The following is a 20,120-nucleotide window of genomic DNA, read 5'->3' as shown; positions in this document are numbered from 1 at the left end:
CGATTCTAAAGGTCCGATCATTATGATGATTCGATGATACAAAAGCCGCCGGGCACAGCTGCCCGGCGGCTTTATTCATTCGTGCTGGCATGAACCCGCTCTACTAACCTTTGACCGAGCCGATCATGACGCCTTTTTCGAAATATTTCTGTATAAACGGATACACGATAAGAATCGGCAGTGTGGATACGATGATCACCGCATATTTGACCTGGTCCGCATACTGCTGCGCATACCCTCCGGCAGCTCCGCCGGAGCCTGCTCCGGATGAAAACACCTGGTTGGACAGCAGGATGTCCCGCAGCACGATTTGCAGCGGCTGGAGCGAATTGCTCTGGATATAGATGAGTCCGGTAAAAAAATCGTTCCAATGGGCGACTAAATAATACAGGGCGATGACAGACACAACCGCCTTGGAGAGCGGAAGCGCGATTTTTACGAAAAAAGTGAAGTGGCTGCAGCCGTCCATCGAAGCTGCTTCATGCAGCTCTTTCGGAATGGAGTGCTCAAAGAACGACCGTGCGATAATTAAATTGTACACATTGACCGAAAACGGGATGATAAACACCCACATCGAATTGGTCAAATGCAGCTGCTTCATCAGCAGGTAGGTTGGAATCAGGCCGCCGTTAAAGAACAAGGTCACCACGAAGGCAAACATGATAAAACGGCGGGCGCGGAACTCTTTCCGCGACAAGACATAGGCGGCCGGCAGCGTAAACAGCAGGTTTACCGCCGTACCCAGCACCGTGTAAATGATCGTGTTTTTGTATCCCGTCCAAATGCGGGCATCCTTAAAGATTTCCTGATAGCCAAAAAAGCTGATATGTTTGGGATACAGCGTCACCTGGCCTGTCGACACCAGCGATTGATCGCTGATGGATGCAATCACAACGAAGTACAGCGGATAGGCCACAATCAGAAAAATCAGCACGCACAGGGCGGTAACCATGACTTGAAACAGAACATCCCCCGCACTCCTGCGATTACGATGTGTAAGTATCAATACTCCATGCTCCTTTCGGGATCGCCGTCTCTACCATAGACTAATGTCCGAGCACCGCTTGGCGATCATGTTCATGACAAACAGGAAGATAAAGTTGATGACGGTATTAAACAGGCCGATGGCGGCCGAATAGCTGAACTGGCTGCTGATAATCCCGATTTTGTACACGTAAGTGGCAATGACTTCGGAAACCGGCAAGTTGAGCGGGTTTTGCATCAGAAATACTTTCTCGAAGCCCGTTCCCAGGACGCTGCCCATGCTGAGCACAAATAAAATAATGATCGTCGGCACCAGGGCGGGAATGTCGACATACCGGATCGTCTGCCAGCGGCTTGCTCCGTCCATCTTTGCGGAGTCGTACAGCTGCGGATCCACGGTGGACAAAGCGGCCAAATAGATAATGCTGTTCCATCCGCCATGCTGCCAAATTTCCGACAGTACATATACGGGGACGAACGTCTTGGTCGACCCCAGCAGATTGACATCCCCGAGGCCAAGCCACTGCAGCAGGTGCCCGATGATTCCCGAGTTCGGCGAGAGCAGCACGTTCAGCAGTCCAACCATGACGACGGTCGAGATGAAATGCGGCAAATACACGGTCGTCTGGAGCGTCTTCTTCGCCCGCTTCAACCTGACCTGATTGATGAGCAGGGCCAGAATGATCGGTGCGGGAAAGCTGAGCACAATCGTCGCCACGCTGATGACCACCGTATTTTTCATCAGATCCACGAACATGTAATTTTCAAAGAATTGCCGGAAGTAGAACAATCCCCTCCACTCTCCTCCGGTCAGCCCCTTAGTGAAGCTATAGTCCCGAAAAGCCAGTTGAATGCCGTACATCGGGATGTAGTTGAAAATAAAAATAACGACAACGGCGGGCAAAATCATGATCCACAGCTGATAGTCCCGCCTGAACGTATTCAGAACGGTTTGTTTGCGTGCTTTCGGCAAAGAAGCGGCCTGCTTTAATTTGGGGCCGGATCGCGATATCATGACCAGATTACCTCCTTGTAACAGCAGTGCTTGCATACTAGATTATCCGGCCCGGATGCAGGGAGCATGCACCGGACCGGGGATCGCGTTTTACAGCTTGCTTTTATAGTCGTCGTAGTACTTCTGCATAATTTCGATATTTTTCAGCAGCCCTGTCTTTTTGCAATTTTCCACATAGGCGTCCCACTCCTTATCCACGCCGCCTTTGGTGATCCACTGCGACCATTTGGCCAATGCCATCGGCACAAGCGCCGTGTTGGCGAGAGCCATCGTGCTGTTGTCCACCGCGCTGTATTTAATAAACAGGTTCGGGAACACATCGTTGTCCTTATCGATTGAGTCCAGCACCTTCTGCAGCGGCTCGGTTTGCTTGCCGACCGACTGCATGTCTGTACCCAATGTCAGCTTCAGCGAGTCGGCGATATACATCGGTCCGTTATCGGCCCAGGTGGAGGTCCATTTCCAGGTTCCCGGATCCATGGCCTGATCCTGCGGCGGCAGTACGGCAAACGATCCGTCCCCGTTATCCTTGATGTTCGTGCCAAGCGAACCGAAGAGCACCTGCATGCTGACCTCGGGGTTGTACAATTCGTTGATGAACTTCATTGCGGCTTCTTTATGCTTGGAAGCGGCGGACATTTGAACGGTATTTGTACCGTAATTCAGCGTGTTGTAATCGTACGACCACGACTGCTGAACGGTGGAATCCGCTGTAAATTTCAGCGGCGCCATAGCCGTATACTGCGGACTTACCGCGTTGCCGAAACGGTCGGTGACCTCCCAGCCCCACGTAAAGCCAACGGTAGCCGTATTTCCTTTACCCCTCGCCACGGATTGGTATTTGGTGTAGTCCTGGGTGAATACTTCGGGATTTATCAGACCGGCGCTGAAGCATTTGTTTAAAAATTTGACTAACTCTTTGTAACGATCGTCGATGAAAAAGTTTTTAACTTGGCCATCCTCTACAAAATATCCGCTTCCGCTGCCATCGGACAACGTAATCCCTTCGCTGCCCAGCAGCACGGTCGGCATAAAATAACCGAATGCGACGGTTCCCGTCGGGGCAAAGTCCATCGGGATCTCATCGTTCGGATCTCCGTTCCCGTTGGCATCCTTGTCTTTGAACGCCTTCAGCACGTCGAACAGCTCATCCCATGTCGTGGGCATCTGGAGCCCCAGCCGGTCCAGCCACTCCTTGTTAATAAACTGACGGGTCGCCGTATCGGGCCAGAACCGTTGATATTTGGGCAGTCCGTATATTTTACCGTCCTGCTGCGTGGCTATGATTTTCGTTTCGGGTTTGGCGTCGAACATTGCCTTGACATTCGGAGCATATGGGTCGATCATTCCGGACAGGTCCTGGAACAACCCCGGAAACTGGGCGAAATCCGAATCGGTAATGGAGTTAACGCCAACGATCAAATCGGGAATATCCCCGCTGGCCAGCATGGCTCCCTTCTTCTGATCCCAGTCGGCGGACACTTCCTGCCATTCGATATCAACCCCTGCCCTCTCCTCCGCATCCTGAAGCCATTTCATGTTCTCGAACTTTTGCGTGAGCGGATGTTTTGTCATGATCGCTTTCAGCTTTACTTTTCCCCCTGGCGCGGTTGGTTCCTCCGGCTCATTGCCGCCGCTGCTGCAGCCCGCCAGCAGTGACGTTCCGAGTGTAAGCGCGAGCACGGATGCGAGTATTTTTTTCATCCTTCATCCTCCCCTTGGGTTTTATGAATCCGTTTACACAAGCTTATACTCAATCCTGAGAGGGCAAAATAGTTCAACGATCGATTTTGTGTCAAAAGGTTTGCACTTGCTGATGGTGCCTTTTGTTGCCGTGTGATAATTTTAGGTTCTACCGACCCTTCAATGGGTGGAAAAAGGTTAGAAATGGTGGTGAAACTTTAGATGAATGCCCATCAGCTCCGCATCGAGCGTCCGGTCCATATGGAGCTTACCGGCAAGTTCGTTGCTCCCTCTGCGGATTGGATTCATTTAAGCCGTTACTTGATGGATTACGAGCTCATTGTCATGACACATGGGACGCTGTACATTTCCGGAGACGATGAAACCTACGAGGTCTCCCAGGGAGAGTATCTGCTGCTTCCCCCGTTCACGCGCCAGAAAGGAGCCAAGCCGTCGGATTGCAGCTTTTATTGGCTGCACTTTTCATCTTCGCAGAACCTTCCCAAGCTCGACCTCTCCCACTATACCCATGTTCACGAGAATGGGCGGATCGTCATTCCCCAATACGGCACCCTGCGCAATCCCGAGAAAATCGTCGTCATGATGAAGCAGCTCCAGGATTCGGTGCGCGGCTACAACGAACAGACCTTAAATGATTACATGTCTACCGTTATCCTTTGCGAGCTCTACAACCAACTGTTCTTCGAAAAGAACAACCCCGGCAAATCGTTTAAGCAAACCCAGCTGTACAACGATATTCTCGACTACATCAAATGGAGCCGCCACGAGAATATCAAGGTCTCCCAAATCGCCTCGCACTTCGGCTACAACGAGAAGTACCTGTCCCATCTGTTTACAACCGTCTCGGGTATTTCGCTGAAACAGTACATTTTGCAGCAAAAAATGGAGCTGGCCAAATATCTGCTGACCGATACGAACTAGAACGTAAGTGAGATTTCCAGTCAGCTCGGCTACAGCGACCCGCATCACTTCATGAAATCCTTCAAAAAAATCGTGGGGTTGACCCCGACGGAATTCCGCAACGCATACTCGAAGCGGCTGCTATTTTATGAATGATTCTTCGCTGATCGTTTTCCAACATTTAGCACTTTGGGGTACAATAGAATATATGAGGAGGAATGATGATGAAACGGATGCCTTTCACACGACCCACCGAGCATTACGATGAACGCCTGCTCCCCATCGACAGACAAATCTGCCAGCTGCTGCAGCAGCGCAAAGAGATTTCGGAAGGAAATCCGGGTTACCCGCCTTTCGCTTACATTGACCAGTGGTCGGCCGAAACGGGGCTTTATGAGGACTTTCTAAAATATATCTTTGGTGCCATCAGATCCGACGAGTTTTTCAAACCGATCGTCGAACCCGCCGGTTTCATCAAGCATGTTCCGGTGCTAGTTTCACAAGAGCATAAGGGGTACTTCTTTACGCTCACTGCGGTTCGGCAATACGCCAATGCGAGCGTCGTGACGCTGTATGTGGACTGGGATGTGACGATCCCGGAACGAACTTCTACCGAAATATTCAACTTAGTGTTGGATATGGGAGATCCCTATGAATGCCGGATGGACAGGGGAGGAAGCTGCTCCGGCAACGCAACTTATAATTACGTGGTATCTCCGGCACTGCCGGACAAGCTCTCCGGTCTTGAATTCGTGTTCAGGGAGGAAATCGGATCCCCCGTCGGCGGCGAGCCGACCGGAAAGGAAGTTCGATTCCGCATAGAGGAATAACTCCGACGCAGTATGAAAATCAGGCAGAGAGCCTAAATAGACTCCTCTGCCTGAATTGATCCATGGGATATGGCTTGTTAGAAATTGCTTAAGCGTTAAAGATTCAACATCATCACGCATTCGTTATATGGCTCCCCCATTCGCCTTTCGGCTGCAACCAGCTGACGCTTCTATCCACAATGAAATCGCCCAGTGTTCGTTCGTAATCTTTGCGGTATGGTTTAATAAACTCTTCCGCAAGCCAGCTATCTCTCGTGCCTTGCCATGTTTCATAAATAATCAAGTCATCCGGCTGATCCAGATCGTCCGAAACAATGGCGCTAATGAATGCCTTCTCGGATGACATCTCCTCAATAAGGGAATACAGCTCCCTGCGGAATTCTTCTTTTTTCCCTGGTTTAACTTTGAATCGAATATTCAATTGGACTTGTTGATTGGACATGCTGACTCCTCCTATAAGCTTCATATTTTGCAGTAATTCCGTTACGGCATTGATCATAACGCTAGATGAAGAATTCGACAGTAATTTAGATTACGAAGTTTTTCGGGTCATGGAATCAAGCCAGTTCTTTCATTGCTTTTTCGATATGAATCATGACCATTCTGCGGCTGGTCACGATAATACCTTCATTGGATAGTTCCAGTAAGGTAAGCGATACCGCTTCTCTTGTGGCACCGATCATATTGGCCAATTCTTGATGAGTCAGGGGAATATCGATTTTTCGGTATCCATTTTCTTCTATGCCGAACTTTTTAGACAATCGGTTGAGAAAGTATAGCACTTTACCACGTAGATCCCTAAAAACCAATTTTTCCACCAATTCATCCTGATCTCGCAGGCGTTTGCTTATTTCCGATAAAAATCGCAAAGACAATTCAGAATACTTGCGTAAAAGCGGTTCAAATTGTTCAGTCGGAATCGAAAAAACAATCGAGTCTTCCATCGTCTCCACATAAGTTCCTCTATTGCCCAATGAAAACGTGTCAACCTCGCCAAACATGCCGCCTTCGCTTACGATACAGACTGTATGTTGTTTGCCGGCCGAATTGGTTTTGTATAAGCGCAGTTTACCGGCGATTACGAAAAATAAGCCATTCCTTTCATCGTCGGGCGTCTGAAGAATACAGTTTTTTGGAAGCCTATACGTATTTGATATGGTTACCAATTGTTCGATTTCACGGATAATTTCTGCCGGAAGCGATTCAAATATCTTGATTTGTGGCAAAAATGATGGTGTGTTTTCCATCGCCTCATCATGTAACATTGTGACCCCTCCTTTCATTGCTGCAAGCGACTACCGCTCCACTCACCGCGATAATCGTTCCTCATGTAACACCGATAACGGAGTGTTACACTCATCATAAACCACCCTAATTTCCTCTTCTGTAATGCAGATTACTAAAAAAACAAACCACCTTCAAATGAAGGCGGTTTGCGGCTGCTCTAATCCATACCTTTTGACGTTATCGAATGGTCACCTTCAGTCTATGACTTCAAAGCGCTCAGTGCCGCATCCGTCACGTGGATAAATCTTTCGCCACGTGCGATCACATGAATACGCATTTCAGGAAAGTGGTTATATACATAGTCCACGAAATATCCCGGATGCTCAGCGTTCCCCGCAAAAATGTCATAATGCATCGGGATCGTCATCCCGATCCCAACGGTCTTCGCCAGCTCGGCTGCTTCCCGGTAGTCCATATTGCCGATAATGCCGCGGCTGTTCCGGAATGCGTCGCGGCCATTAATCGGGAGAAGCCCGAGGTCGATCGACTCACCCTGAAGCCGTTCCGTCAATCCTTCATAAATGACCGTATCTCCGGAATGGTATACCGTAACGCCGTTCAGTTTGATCAGATACCCGACGTAACGATGATAGCCCTGCTCATCTGTTTCGAGCTCTTCATGAGCGGCCGCGATGGGGCGTATGATCACTTCATCGCCGTAATCCTTTTCCGTATCGGCGATCACGAAGCGCTCGGGGGCTACGCCCTGCTTCAATATGTCCTCGCGGCAGAATGCCGGTGCCATATAGACGGTCTGCAGGCTAGCCTTGGACATGGCCGCAATCGCCTCCAGATCCATATGGTCCGAATGCTCATGGGTGACCAGGCAGTAATCCGCATTCGTAATATGCTCCGGTCCGATCGGCGCCGGGTAGGTACGATCCGGGTTATGGCTGACATACGGATCGATGTAAATGACCGTATCCCCTCCCTTAATGATAAAACTGGCTTGTCCAAGCGGCCATACCGCGACCATGCCGTACGGCACGAAGGTTTCCTCGATTTCCTGAATCAGGAGCTGGCCTTGCTTCTGTGGCTGTGACTGGCTCATGCCTTCCTCTCCCTTCCGTTACTTTTACGGTCATACGTATCATTACATGGAGATCCCAAGTAAGCAGCGGATCTCGCTCACCTTATCCAGGTATCTTGTAACCACCCGCTCACACGGGCTAAACGCTTCTGGATCTCTCTCTAAAAAATACCGCTTTCACCGCAAACCGGGGTAAAATCAGCTGTCTGCGCCATCTCGACGGCTGGGAAATCAGCCGATACAGCCACTCGAGATTTAGACGCTGCCAAGCTGCCGGCGCCCGCTTCACTTTACCGCCGATGATATCCAGGCTGCCGCCGACACCGATGGCAATTTTCGCCTGCAGCTTGTCCTTATGGGTATGTATCCACTTCTCTGCCCGGGGTGCGCCCAGAGCGACGATCAGAAAATCCGGCGCGGCATCAGCAATCTCCTGTACGATTCGCGGTTCATCTTCCGGCGTAAAAAAACCGTGATGTCTGCCGCGTATGGCGACGCCCGGGTACTGCTGGCCAATGTTGATGACGGCCTGCCTGCTCGTTTCCTCATCCGCGCCCAGAAAGTAAAACGACCAACCCTTCCGGTCGCCCTCCTCAAGCAGCTTAAACAGCAGATCGCAGCCGGTTACCCGCTCCGGCAGGCTGCCGCCCCGCACCCGGGAGACCATGACAATGCCGATGCCATCCGCAGTGACCAAACCTGCCTCATCGACGATTTGGCGCAGCTGCGCATCCTTTTGGCAGGACATCACAATCTCCGGATTGCCGGTAACGACGTGAAACAGCCGCTGCTCCTTTTGGTCAATCACGTTTTGAAGAAGCTCTACGCTTTGCTCCATCGTCAATTTCGGGAAAGGAATCCCCATAATGGGCACATGTTGATTCATCTTTCAACCACCTCTTCTGTATCGGCGTAAACGGAATATACAAGCACATCTTTGTTCCATTTGACAATTTGTTTTTCCAGCGTCATTCCGATCCGTTCGGCCACCCGAGCGGAAGGTTTATTACTGGCATCGGGAAGTGAAACGATTTTGCGAAGCTTCATCTGCTCAAAACCGTAGTGCTTGCAAGCCGTTGCTGCCTCAGTGGCATAACCGTTCCCCCATACGCGCCTTGCGAACAGGTAGCCAATCTCCATTTCGCGAACCCCTTCCACAATCTGTGGAACGATGCCACACTGTCCCAGAAAATCACCGTTGATCCGGTTCTCCACAATCCATAAGCCGACACCGCATTCCTCATAATTTCGCAGGTTCCATTCAATCCATTCCAGCGTTTCTTGGTTGTCTTTGGTGGAGGGATAGTACTTCATTGCGACGGGGTCGGCAAAAATTTGCTGCAGCAGAGGGACATCCTCCCGTCCCATTTGCCTCAGGATCAACCGGTCCGTTCTCAGCACGACATCCTTCATCCAGGATCCCCCTTATCTTTTTTACAACGCGTTATATACGACGATGATTTACAACACATTCCGCCTACTCTATACTGCGTGCAATAATGCGGGCCGGGGATGAATTCGCCCGGATCAACAAAGGCAGAGCGATCATTTCAAAGGCGGTCAAAGATAGCAGCCGGTCAGTTTTGGTCAGATTTTCGGCAATGAATATCCCATGTCCGAATAAATATTTATGAACGTCGAACGGGTACTTATCCGGCGACGGCATATCCAGACAGACCATCTTCGCCTGCTTGCGTACCAGCAGCTCGGCGAACGCTAATCAATCATCATCAGATTCGTCAGCTCCCTGTTCCTTGCGTTCACCTAATTTCTAGGCTTTTAAGGTACCCGATGAAGGGCGGCCAGCGCCTCCTCCCGGTCCTTCATAAAGAACACATCTTCCCCCTGATTGCATTCGTAGATGAAATCCCGCAGGCTTTTGCTGGAGTAAGCTTCAAAATCACCAACAATGGCAATTTTAAATTGATAGGTCCGATATTTTTGCAGGATTTCCCCTGCCAGCCCGGTTTTCAGCTCAAAAAACGCATCAGGCAAATTCGACTGATTCAGCAGCAGCTTATGGCACGGCCCCGATGAATCCCACCCAATGCCAGCCATCAGATCCAGAGCCGTCTGGACGTCGGCAATAACGGCATGAGGGTCGTCAAGAACCGCTACCTTCGAGCCGTCTTGTTCATGTATCGTATAGTTCATACTTTTTTGCCTCCTTTCCGCTATATTACCTTGTCTGAGAAGTCTGTTCCAGTCTTTTCCTACGTCTGGTCCGGCTGAATCGCTGCTTGGCGGGCAACGCGGCACACGAGTCGCATCAGTTTGCGGTGGAGCTGCGGAAACAAGGTGAATACGACATCCATGGTGCAGCGCAGCGGCATCGGGCAAACCACAGGCTCGTTCTTGTGAACGCCCTTTATCGCAATTCGGGCGAACTGCTCGGGGCTCATCATTTTCTGTTTCTGCATCTGCTTCAGGACGAGTTCTTGATCCAAATGGAGCGCTTCGCCCGTCCGGTGGATCGGAGTATCCACGAAAGCGGGGCATAGGGCGCTGACATGAACGCCAAACGCTTCCGCTTCATAGTGAAGGGATGTGGTCAGTCCGACCACGGCATGTTTGGTCGCAGCATACGCGGCGGAGGTTGGCGATGGCCCCAATCCGGTCGCGGACGCGGTATTCGCAATACAGCCGAAGCCCTGCTGCTTCATAACCCGATAGGCTGCCTGAGTTCCATGGATGACGCCCCACAAGTTGACCTGAATGATCCGGTTCCAATGATCAAGTGTCATGTGGTACAGCTCCCCGTAAATGCTGATGCCCGCATTGTTGAACATATAGTCGAGCCGCCCGAACTCCTCATACACACTCTCGATCAGCCCTTCCACCTGATAGGCGTCCGTCACGTCCAGGTGAACGTAACGCCCTCCCCCACCCGCAGCGGTAAATCTTCGGACCGTCTCCTCGCCGCCTGCTCGGTCCACATCGGCTGCCACAACGAAAATACGCTCCCCTGCCAACGCTTCGCAAATGGCCCGGCCAATTCCCGAAGCCCCTCCTGTGACAATAGCCACTTTACCCCATTCTGCCATATCCTTGACTCCTCCTCATCAGTTTAACTTTAGAACAATTAGTACGATCGTTCTAATCTACTTAAGCGTAAAACCTCATCGTTTGAGGATTCCGCTTAGAAAAAGATCGACGCTTTTCCGGAAAAGACCATGCAGCCGTTCATGCTCCATCGTGTAAATATGCTGGCACAGCGCCCCCAGCAGCGTCCCGAATAAAAATGTCGTTCCTTGAAGATCGTCGATCTCAAATTCTCCGGTATCGATCCCGTATTGGAAAATGTCCGAGTAAACCTGCATCGGCGTAACCGCCAGTCCGTACAGCTGCTGGACCGTCTCCGGACTGGTCGCCGGATTCGCCGCCAGCTCCTGCCCTACCTTGAGCAGCGGGGTCTGATAATTGTTCATCACGAACGTAGACATCGCATACAATTTATCTCTTGCTGTCTTATAGTTCGGGGATACACCGGCCCACTTCTCGCCCCAGGCCCGCATGCCGTCCAGCGCGAGATAAACGAACAGCTTTTCCTTATTCTCAAAATGATAGTACACATGGCCCTTGCTGAACCCGGAGGCTTTGGATATATCCGAGATCGAGGTTCCGGCGAACCCCTTTTGCGAAAAGAGCTGCGCAGCCTTCTCCGCAATAATCCGCCGCGTTTCTTCACTGTCATAATGTCGTTTCAAAGCGATCTACCTTTCCTTATTTACAGAACGATCGTTCTAAAGTCATCATAAGCGATGAGGCCTGTCGCTGACAAGAAATATTTGGAATGTTCAAAAAGAAGACAAAAAGCACGACCTAAGCCGTGCTATTATCCTTTAGAAACAAGAACCGCCTCACTCCACCTCTGGCACGCCGTTCGGGTAGACGACAACTTTCAAGCACTCGCTTTTGTGATTTAAGGCCTGCTCCATCGCTTCCTGGGTATCCTGGAGCGAATAACGGTCCGTGACCAGCGTCATCACATCGGCAATGCCGGACTCAAGGAAGCGGATGCCTTTCGGATATGTATTGGCATACCGGAATATTCCGTAAATATCGACCTCGTTATCCGCGATAAAAGGAACATTCAGCGGAATTTCATCCTGTACCGGCAGTCCGACGACGGCCAGCTTCCCGCCCCGGCGCAGCGAGCCCAGCGCCGTTTGCAGCGCTTTGGGATTGCCTGCCGTTTCCCAAGCGACATCGACGCCCTTCCCGTCCGTCAACCGCTGAATTTCCTCCAGGCCGTCCTGCTCTACGACGTTAATCACGTGATCCGCTCCGAGCTTCTTGGCGGCATCCAGACGCAGTGGTTCCAAATCCGTTACGATAATTTCGGTAGCACCATACGCTTTGGCCGCGACCACGGCCATCAATCCTACCGGTCCCATCCCCATGATCGCAATGGTGGATCCCGGCGTAAGCTTGCTTCTCGCCGCTGCATGGATGCCGACGGAAAACGGCTCGATCAGCGCCGCCTCCTCATAGCTCAGCGAGTCCGGGATCCGGAACACAAAATCCTGCCGGATTTTGATGTACTGGACAAAAGCCCCGTCTACCGGCGGCGTCGCCAGAAACTGCACGTCGGGACAGAGGTTATACCGCCCCTCCTTGCAGGCTTCACAGCGGCCGCAGGTCACCCCGGGCTCCACGGCTACGCGGTCCCCCACTTTGAATCCGGTTACATCTGCGCCTACGGCGGCGATATCGCCCGAGCATTCATGGCCAAGGATAATCGGCTTCTCCACGACGTACTTGCCGATTCGCCCATGCGTATAATAATGGAGGTCGGATCCGCAAATGCCGACGGCCATCACTTTGATCAACACTTCATCTGGTGCGATGTCCGGCACCGGCACCGTTTCAATCCGGATTTGGCGCGGGCTGTGCATAACAGCGGCTTGCATCGTTTGGGGAATGCTGGAGTTCATCATCTGTGTACTTCCTTCCCTTCCTGAAATCTAATATTTTTTTAACATTGTATTATAGAAACCCGCTAATATCTATGAAAACAACGTCTGATCAACAAAAAGAATCCGCTCCCTCTTCGGGAGCGGATTCTTTCTGTGCAGCGAGATGCACCACCATGCAGAAGGAGCATAAGTCCCTTCACTCACGGCTATGTAATTGGATAACCGGAAGGAAACATGGCAGGCAAGGGCATCAACCGCTTAGGATTCAGCAGGACCTTTGGTCCGTTTGAATAACAATGCCAGAATCAACGCCACGATGGAGAAGCCAAATCCGATGACAAACGCGTTATGCACGCCGGTTACCATCGCTTCAGCCATTTGCCCAGGCGCAGTTGGATCCGAAGAGCCCTCCAGGAAGCTGGCTTGGCCGTTGGACATGACGCTGATAAAGAAGGCCACACCAATCGCACCCGCCACCTGCTGGAGCGTATTCAAGATCGCCGTACCGTGCGGATAATACCGGGCCGGAAGCTGGTTCATGCCGTTCGTCTGCGCCGGCATCATGATCATGGAGATGGAAACCATCATACAGATATGCAGGATGAGCAGCGTGACTTTGCTCGTCTCAACCGATACCTGCGTAAAGAACCACATAATGATGACCAGAGCAGCCGTTCCCGGAATAATCAGCGCCCGTGGACCGAACTTATCGAACAGTTTACCGGTAATCGGCGAGATCAAGCCGTTGAGCAAGCTGCCCGGCAGCATCAGCAGACCGGAAGCGAACACCGTCATGCCGAGTGCGCCCTGAAACAGGAACGGCAGCAGCGACATGGAGGAAAACAGCGTCATCATCATAATGATCAGCATGATCGCCGTTAGGGTAAACGCCGGGAATCTAAAGGACCGGATATCCATTAAAGGATCTTTCAGCCGGAGCTGACGAATAACGAACAGCAGCAGGGCAACCGCACCGACAATAATGGTCCAATACACTTTGGGATGCGACCAGCCCGCTCCACCTTCACCCAGACTGCTGAAGCCATAAACGATTCCGCCGAATCCGATCGTAGACAGAATGATCGACAGAACGTCCACTTTGGGTTTGGTAGGCTGCGAGACATTTTTCAAATACACAAACGCGATGATGATCGAAATGATGGCAAACGGCAGAACCAAGTAGAACAGCCATCTCCATTCAAACGAATCCAGAATCAATCCCGACAACGTCGGTCCGATCGCTGGAGCGAACATAATAACGAGACCGATACTGCCCATAGCGGCCCCGCGTTTTTCCGGCGGATACAGAATCAGGATCGTATTCATCATGACCGGAAGCATCAAACCGCTTCCTGCGGCCTGAAGCAAACGGCCAATCAGTAGGAATTCAAAGCCCGGGGCAAAGGCACAGACAAACGTTCCCACCGTGAAAATGATCATGGCTCCCAGGAACATTTGCCTTGTCGTGAACCACTGGACCAGCAGCGCTGATGCAGGAACCAGAACGCCGACGACCAGCATGTAGCCCGTGGCCAGCCATTGCAGCGTAGAGGCCGAGACTTTGAGCTCAACCATCAATTCCGGAAAAGCAATATTGAGCAGCGTCTCATTTAAGATCGAAAAGAACGCCCCCACAATCAATGAGACTAATATAGGCAGCTTCTTGATATGGCTGATATCAGCCGGTACAGATGCAGATGCAGCTGCGACACCTGTTGGATTCATATATTCTCCCTCCTGTTTCGTGCAATATGTCTATATTTGGCATCAGCGAGCCTATTTTACCATATAACTCCGTTAAAATGTTTCTTATAAATTGCTTTTTTTTAATGATTTATTATTTTAGTCATTTAAGTATTATTACACCGTCTAGAAGTTACTCATAAGCCAGTACAGAATCGCGGCTGATGATCGTACCTTGATGCTTCCCTTCGCACAATTCTCTCATTGAACCCGGCTTGTCAAAGTTGAATACATGAATAGGCAGATGGTAGTCCCGGGCCAGAATAAAGGCCGATTGATCCATGATTTTCAGATCGTGCCGGATGACGTCGTCATAATGCAGCGACTTGAATTTTCTGGCGGAGGGATCCGTCTTCGGATCGGCGCTCAGCACACCGTCCACTCCCTGCTTGGCAACGAGGAGCGCGTCGCAGTTCACCTCGATCGCCCGCTGCACAGAAGGATAGTCGGTCGTGACGTAAGGCTGGCCGTTCCCGCCGGCGAAAATGACGATATACCCTTTCTCCAGATGGTGTATGGCGCGCAATCGAATATACGGCTCGGCCACCGATGCGATGGGGAGCGAGGTCATGACACGGACCTCCTTGTCCGTCTTTGCTTTGAGAACACCGCGCAGCATCAGGCTGTTGACGACGGTGGCCAGCGTGCCGATATTGTCGGCCTCCGCCCTTTCGATGCCCCAGGTTTCCGCCATGTTTCCCCGAAATATGTTGCCGCCGCCGATAACCAGGGAAACCTCCACTCCCATACATACAACGGATAAAATTTCGTCCGCAATATGCTCCAGCCGGCCCGGATCAAAGCCGAACTGGCTCGTTCCTGCCACCGCTCCGCCGCTTAGCTTTATTAACACTCTTTGGTACGCTGCCATGGATCAAACACTCCTTTCGGTTCCGAAAAAATGACTATCGTGATACGCCCACCTAGATAAATAAGCTTCCTCAGTATTGATTTCGAAACATCCAAGTTCCTTCAGCCAACACCGCTAATCAGAAGTCCAAAAAGAAAACACTAAAGCCGCTTATGCCTTAGTGTTCAACGCTTCCTTCATATGCCGTTTTCTCAATAATGGAATGTATGCACCGCTTGAACACCAGGGATCCTCCTTTGAAATCCGTTTTTTACCAAGCAGATTATATCCTGAAAGGTTCGTCTGAAGCAACTATGGCCGCAGAGAGGTGGTCTGGCGGAGTGGACAGACCTACCTTGTGACCAGTGAGTAGTGTCTAGGTTGTACGATAAAATGGGTTTGCAGGTCGGAGATAGGTGCGGATTTTTTTGGTTTTCTATTGTGAATTTTTCATATGTTGCAATATGGATATCAGTGGTTGTTGGTTCGCTCTTTTTCAAAAGGTTGGCAGCGCAGTTGACGTAAACGTTAACAGAATAAGCAGATAGAATGAACTTAAGAAAATTAATGTTAAAAGGACGCAGCGCGCCATTATAGAAGAAAGTTCAACGTGAAAAAAGTAAACGTAAAAACTCCCGAAAAACCGGCCAAATGCGGTATTTCGGGAGCCTGATGTCAGTATGGCTATAGTTCATGTTTGCTTAAGACAATGCCCATTACAATTGAATCGATATCTGCTTAACGCCCGCTTGTGGCGTCAACAGTACCCCCTGCTCGGTCACGGCGTATTCAGCGCCTTCGATTTGAGCGATCTGGCTTATGCCGCGCAGAAGCAGCTTCCACGGCTTCGTTCCTTCCGCTTGGGCATCGATGCTCCCCCCGTTCCGGGTTACCGTTACCTTCAGTTCCTCCTTGCCGTTCGTCCCGTTCACGACGCTTGTAGTTTCCGTCCCATCCGCAAGTTCAAAGGCGTGAAGGGTTAAGCCGTCCGCGTAGTCGTAATCCGGACGCTGGTCATTGTCTCCGACCGGAATGATGCTTCCGGCCCGCGCCAATAGCGGAACCGTAAAGTAGTCGACCTGCCGGCTGATCCACCGACCTCCCTCTACACTCTCTCCGGTTACGAAATCGGTCCAGCGTCCCTCCGGTACATAGTACCGTGCCAGTCCCTGGTCGTTCATGACCGGTGCGACGAGAAGGGAATCCCCGAGCATATACTGGCGGTCCAGCACATGGCAGTTCGGATCTTCGGGAAATTCCAGCACCATGGCCCGCATGACGGGCACCCCCGTTGCAGCAGTCTGCACGGCGGAACGGAACAGGTATGGCATCAGCGTGCATTTCAGCTTGGTAAAATAGCGCAATACGTCAACAGCTTCCTCGTCGAAGAGCCAAGGCACCCGGTACGACTGGTTCCCGTGCAGCCGGCTGTGCGTGGACAGCATCCCGAAAGCGGTCCAGCGCTTATATAGGTCCGGTGTGGCCGTACTTTCAAAGCCGCTGATATCGTGGCTCCAGAACCCGAAGCCGCTGAGCGACAAGGACAAGCCGCCGCGAAGCGATTCAGCCATCGATGCGTATGAGGCGGAGCAGTCGCCGCCCCAATGCACCGGGAACTGCTGGCCGCCGGCCGTGGCGGAACGGGCGAACACCGCCGCTTCATTTTTACCGAGCGTCTCCTCCAGCACCTCAAATACCGTTTGATTGTACAGGAACGTGTAGTAGTTGTGCATTTTCACCGGATCGGAGCCGTCGTGATAAACGACGTTCGTCGGAATCCGTTCGCCGAAGTCGGTTTTGAAGCTGTCAACGCCCATGTCGAGCAGCTCCTTCAGCTTGCCCTGGTACCACCGGACCGCCTCCGGATTGGTAAAATCCACAAGCCCCATGCCGGACTGCCACCGGTCCCACTGCCAGACGCTGCCGTCCGGATTTTTCACCAGATAGCCGTTCTCCTTGCCTTCCTTGAACAGGTACGACTTCTGCCCGATGTACGGGTTGATCCAGACACAGATATGAAGGCCTTTGTCTTTCAGCCGCCGCAGCATTCCCTGCGGGTCCGGGAACACGTCGGGATCCCACTTGAAGTCACACCACTGGAATTCCTTCATCCAGAAGCAGTCAAAATGGAACACATGCAGCGGAATGTCCCGCTCGAGCATGCCGTTCACAAAACTGTTGACCGTGTCCTCGTCATAGCTGGTCGTAAACGAGGTCGTCAGCCACAGGCCGAAAGACCAGGCAGGCGGAAGCGCCGGTTTCCCGGTCAATGCCGTATAGTTTTGCAGAACCTCTTTCAGATTGGATCCGCCGATGATGTAATACTTCAGCTTTTCGCCGGGAACGCTGAACTGCACCTTCGAGACGTTTTCGGACCCGACTTCATATGAAACGCGCTCCGGATGATCCACGAACACGCCGTATCCTTCGCTGGACACATAGAACGGGATGTTTTTATAGGCCTGCTCGCTGCTGGTTCCCCCGTCTTCGTTCCATAGATCCACGACTTGCCCGTTTTTCACAAAAGGCGTAAACCGTTCCCCAAGCCCGTACACGTATTCGCCGACCCCCAGGTCCAGCTGTTCCCTCATATATACATCCGTCGATTCGGAGGATTTGATGTAAGCCGGGCCTTTATAGCCGGTGCCGGTGAGGCGGCGTCCGTTATAAGCATACGTGACGTTCCACCCTTCGTCTGGACGAACGGTAGCGGTCAGCTTGCCGCTGGTGAGTGTAACGGCGCCGTCGCGCTTCTCGACCTGGACTTTCAGATCCGGCTGCTTGTAGATTTGGAAGGCTGGGCCCTTGTCGTCCATGCCGTCATGATGGATGTATTCCACGCAGATGACGTTCTCCATCGGGGAAGAATAACGGACCGTGAGCAGCGTCGTATTCAGCGTATCGCCTTTGTGGACGATTTTTTTGGTGGATGCATACACCGTCATTTCGTCTTGCCCGGTCTCAATATCCCTTACCTCAACCGGATACAATACCTGCAGCCCCTGCCGCACATGCCAATAGCCGTCTGTAAATTTCATAGTGGGTCTCTCTCCTATCTATATCTTCTATTTAATATTGTCAGTCTTTCATGGAACCGGCGGTAATGCCGCCTACGACGTAGCGCTGCAGGCCGATGAAAATGATAATGATCGGAAGCGCAGCCAGCGTGGCGACCGCCATCAGGTTGTTCCACTCCGTGCCGTACTGTCCGATAAAGCGGTACAGTCCAAGCGTCAGCGGGCGTACGCTGTCCTCGGTCGTCAAGGTCAGGCCGAAGATGAAGTCGCCCCAGCCGAAAAGGAAGCAGAACACCGCGACTGTCATCATACCGGGTACGACGAGCGGCAGGATGATTCGCGTAAATGCCGTAAACTGGTTGCAGCCGTCGATCTTCGCCGCTTCCTCCAGCCCTTTGGGCAGTGCCATGAACGACGGCCGGAGGACGAGGACCGCAAACGGCAGCGCATGGATCATGTCCGCCAGGATGAGCCCGAAGTAGCTGTTCACGAGATGAACCTTCGAGAACATGATGAATAGCGGCATCGCCATCATAATACCGGGCAGCATCTGGATCGCGAGCAGCAGAATCATGATCAGCGATTTGCCTTTCAGATCCAGTCTCGCCAGTGCGTACGCCGCGGGCGTGGCGAACAGCAGCGACATGATCATCGTCCCGATGGCGATAATAAAGCTATTGCCGATATACCGGAGCATATCCGTATTGTGAATGAAGTTGTCATAGTAAGCCGTAAAGGTTGCGTTCAGCACGCCAAAATGGGGCGGTGACGAGAACAGGTCCGTAATTGGAGTGATCGACGTTTTGACCATCCAATAGACGGGAAACAAAAACAACAAGGTGATGACGGCACCGATCACGGTCATGCCGATGCCCTTCCATTGAGCTCGCTGGTTCATCATGCAGCTTCCTCCTTACTGGACATCCGGAGATAGATCACGGCCAGCACGGTAAGAATCGCGAACATGATCATGGATACCGATGCGCCCTGGCTGAACTGGAACTTGGTGAAAGACAGCTGGTAGGCGTAAATCGGCAGGACGTTCGACGAGTTTACCGGTCCGCCCGCCGTCATAATGAAGATCATGTCAAACACTTTGAACGTGTTTATGATCCCCAGCATGAGCAAAATCAGAATGGTCGGTCGCATGAGCGGCAGCGTGATGTGGCGGAACTGCAGCATTTTTCCTGCGCCGTCCAGCTTGGCCGCCTCGTACAGCTGCTCCGGCAGCCCTTGAAGTCCGGACAGCAGGATGATCATATTGAACGGAATGCCGACCCAGATGTTGGCGACGATCGTGGATAGCAGTGCCGTACCGTTTTCGCTGAGCCAGCTGTGCGGCTCGTGAATGATCCCGAGGCTTTGCAGGATGTAGTTAACGACCCCGTAGTCGCCGTTCAGCATCCATTGGAATACCGAAGCGGTAATGACCACCGGAAGCATCCAGGCGAGCAGCATGAGCGAGCGCATCAGACCCCGGCCCGGGAAACTGCGGTTGAAGAACAGGGCCAGCGCAAAGCCGATCGAAAACTGAAACACGAGGCTGAGAACGGTGAACAATACCGAGTTTCCAAGCGCGGTGTAAAAGACCGGATCTTTGAATGTCTTGATATAGCTCGCCAAACCAGCAAAAGCATGATGCCCCTTAAAGTTGTATACCGTCACATTTTGAAAGCTGAGGATCAGGTTATACACGATCGGGAAAATAATGAACACCAGCAGGAACAGGATGACGGGCAGAACGAACAGATACCGGGTCCATGCTGTACTTCTTAAACGCTTGGACGTTCCCGGCGATGCCGCGGAATAGGATTGGTCAGACATATGGTTCCTCCTCCTTC

At 51.8% G+C, this 20,120-nt stretch carries 20 protein-coding genes; 3 read left to right on the top strand and 17 right to left on the bottom strand.

Annotated elements, in window-relative coordinates:
• Positions 1 to 103: 103 nt before the first annotated feature.
• From IAE55_RS00805 to IAE55_RS00795, 3 genes are all read right to left on the bottom strand, one after another.
• Positions 104 to 952: a carbohydrate ABC transporter permease gene (locus IAE55_RS00805; RefSeq protein ID WP_105443335.1), complete on the bottom strand. Its 849-nt coding sequence runs from the start codon at positions 950 to 952 to the stop codon at positions 104 to 106.
• Between the two features lie 84 nt (positions 953 to 1,036).
• The gene (locus IAE55_RS00800) at positions 1,037 to 1,894 is read right to left on the bottom strand and encodes an ABC transporter permease (protein ID WP_438822508.1); all 858 of its coding nucleotides are present in this window, start codon (positions 1,892 to 1,894) and stop codon (positions 1,037 to 1,039) included.
• A 195-nt stretch (positions 1,895 to 2,089) separates the two neighbouring features.
• Positions 2,090 to 3,703 carry an extracellular solute-binding protein gene (locus IAE55_RS00795; protein WP_105443337.1) on the bottom strand — a complete coding sequence of 538 codons (1,614 nt, stop codon included), beginning with the start codon at positions 3,701 to 3,703 and terminating at the stop codon, positions 2,090 to 2,092.
• A gap of 201 nt (positions 3,704 to 3,904) precedes the next feature.
• Between IAE55_RS00795 and IAE55_RS00790 the strand changes: the two genes are divergently transcribed.
• From IAE55_RS00790 to IAE55_RS00785, 3 genes are all read left to right on the top strand, one after another.
• Positions 3,905 to 4,624 (top strand): AraC family ligand binding domain-containing protein, encoded by a 720-nt coding sequence (locus IAE55_RS00790; protein WP_234489215.1) that lies wholly within the window; start codon positions 3,905 to 3,907, stop codon positions 4,622 to 4,624.
• Positions 4,625 to 4,636: 12 nt separating this feature from the next.
• A complete protein-coding gene (locus tag IAE55_RS33690) occupies positions 4,637 to 4,759 on the top strand; it encodes an AraC family transcriptional regulator (protein ID WP_325168600.1) in 123 nt (40 codons plus the stop codon).
• A gap of 68 nt (positions 4,760 to 4,827) precedes the next feature.
• Positions 4,828 to 5,433, top strand: coding sequence for a hypothetical protein (locus IAE55_RS00785; protein ID WP_145157047.1), 606 nt, complete (start codon positions 4,828 to 4,830; stop codon positions 5,431 to 5,433).
• 112 nt (positions 5,434 to 5,545) lie between these two features.
• Here the strand turns inward: IAE55_RS00785 and IAE55_RS00780 are convergent, their stop codons facing one another.
• From IAE55_RS00780 to IAE55_RS00715, 14 genes are all read right to left on the bottom strand, one after another.
• Positions 5,546 to 5,875, bottom strand: coding sequence for an antibiotic biosynthesis monooxygenase family protein (locus tag IAE55_RS00780; protein ID WP_200630654.1), 330 nt, complete (start codon positions 5,873 to 5,875; stop codon positions 5,546 to 5,548).
• Positions 5,876 to 5,990: 115 nt separating this feature from the next.
• Positions 5,991 to 6,698, bottom strand: coding sequence for a Crp/Fnr family transcriptional regulator (locus IAE55_RS00775; RefSeq protein WP_145157045.1), 708 nt, complete (start codon positions 6,696 to 6,698; stop codon positions 5,991 to 5,993).
• Between the two features lie 221 nt (positions 6,699 to 6,919).
• Positions 6,920 to 7,771 carry an MBL fold metallo-hydrolase gene (locus IAE55_RS00770; protein ID WP_200630653.1) on the bottom strand — a complete coding sequence of 284 codons (852 nt, stop codon included), beginning with the start codon at positions 7,769 to 7,771 and terminating at the stop codon, positions 6,920 to 6,922.
• 118 nt (positions 7,772 to 7,889) lie between these two features.
• Positions 7,890 to 8,636, bottom strand: coding sequence for a WecB/TagA/CpsF family glycosyltransferase (locus tag IAE55_RS00765; RefSeq protein ID WP_200630652.1), 747 nt, complete (start codon positions 8,634 to 8,636; stop codon positions 7,890 to 7,892).
• Positions 8,633 to 9,163: a GNAT family N-acetyltransferase gene (locus tag IAE55_RS00760; protein WP_200630651.1), complete on the bottom strand. Its 531-nt coding sequence runs from the start codon at positions 9,161 to 9,163 to the stop codon at positions 8,633 to 8,635. The genes IAE55_RS00765 and IAE55_RS00760 overlap by 4 nt, the downstream gene beginning before the upstream one ends.
• Positions 9,164 to 9,529: 366 nt before the next feature.
• A complete protein-coding gene (locus IAE55_RS00755) occupies positions 9,530 to 9,904 on the bottom strand; it encodes a DUF4180 domain-containing protein (protein WP_200630650.1) in 375 nt (124 codons plus the stop codon).
• 59 nt (positions 9,905 to 9,963) lie between these two features.
• Positions 9,964 to 10,794 carry an SDR family NAD(P)-dependent oxidoreductase gene (locus tag IAE55_RS00750; protein WP_200630649.1) on the bottom strand — a complete coding sequence of 277 codons (831 nt, stop codon included), beginning with the start codon at positions 10,792 to 10,794 and terminating at the stop codon, positions 9,964 to 9,966.
• A 75-nt stretch (positions 10,795 to 10,869) separates the two neighbouring features.
• Entirely contained in the window at positions 10,870 to 11,457 is a 588-nt protein-coding gene (locus IAE55_RS00745; protein ID WP_105443343.1) for a TetR/AcrR family transcriptional regulator, read from the bottom strand.
• Between the two features lie 153 nt (positions 11,458 to 11,610).
• Entirely contained in the window at positions 11,611 to 12,687 is a 1,077-nt protein-coding gene (locus IAE55_RS00740) for an NAD(P)-dependent alcohol dehydrogenase (protein WP_200631084.1), read from the bottom strand.
• Positions 12,688 to 12,927: 240 nt separating this feature from the next.
• The gene (locus IAE55_RS00735) at positions 12,928 to 14,394 is read right to left on the bottom strand and encodes an MDR family MFS transporter (protein WP_200630648.1); all 1,467 of its coding nucleotides are present in this window, start codon (positions 14,392 to 14,394) and stop codon (positions 12,928 to 12,930) included.
• A gap of 151 nt (positions 14,395 to 14,545) precedes the next feature.
• Complete coding sequence (gene pyrH, locus IAE55_RS00730) at positions 14,546 to 15,283, bottom strand: UMP kinase (protein ID WP_145020825.1); 738 nt, start codon at positions 15,281 to 15,283, stop codon at positions 14,546 to 14,548.
• A 695-nt stretch (positions 15,284 to 15,978) separates the two neighbouring features.
• A complete protein-coding gene (gene yicI / locus IAE55_RS00725; protein WP_200630647.1) occupies positions 15,979 to 18,300 on the bottom strand; it encodes an alpha-xylosidase in 2,322 nt (773 codons plus the stop codon).
• A 40-nt stretch (positions 18,301 to 18,340) separates the two neighbouring features.
• Positions 18,341 to 19,180, bottom strand: coding sequence for a carbohydrate ABC transporter permease (locus IAE55_RS00720; protein WP_234489214.1), 840 nt, complete (start codon positions 19,178 to 19,180; stop codon positions 18,341 to 18,343).
• A complete protein-coding gene (locus IAE55_RS00715; protein ID WP_200630646.1) occupies positions 19,177 to 20,103 on the bottom strand; it encodes a carbohydrate ABC transporter permease in 927 nt (308 codons plus the stop codon). Before IAE55_RS00715 ends, IAE55_RS00720 begins: the two co-directional genes overlap by 4 nt.
• Between the last annotated feature and the right edge of the window lie 17 nt (positions 20,104 to 20,120).

The sequence above is a fragment of the Paenibacillus sp. S28 genome, assembly GCF_016624415.1.
GTDB lineage: Bacteria > Bacillota > Bacilli > Paenibacillales > Paenibacillaceae > Paenibacillus_AQ > Paenibacillus_AQ favisporus.
Note: the sequence above shows the minus strand (reverse complement) of the source record. Positions and strands in the feature narration are given on the sequence as shown.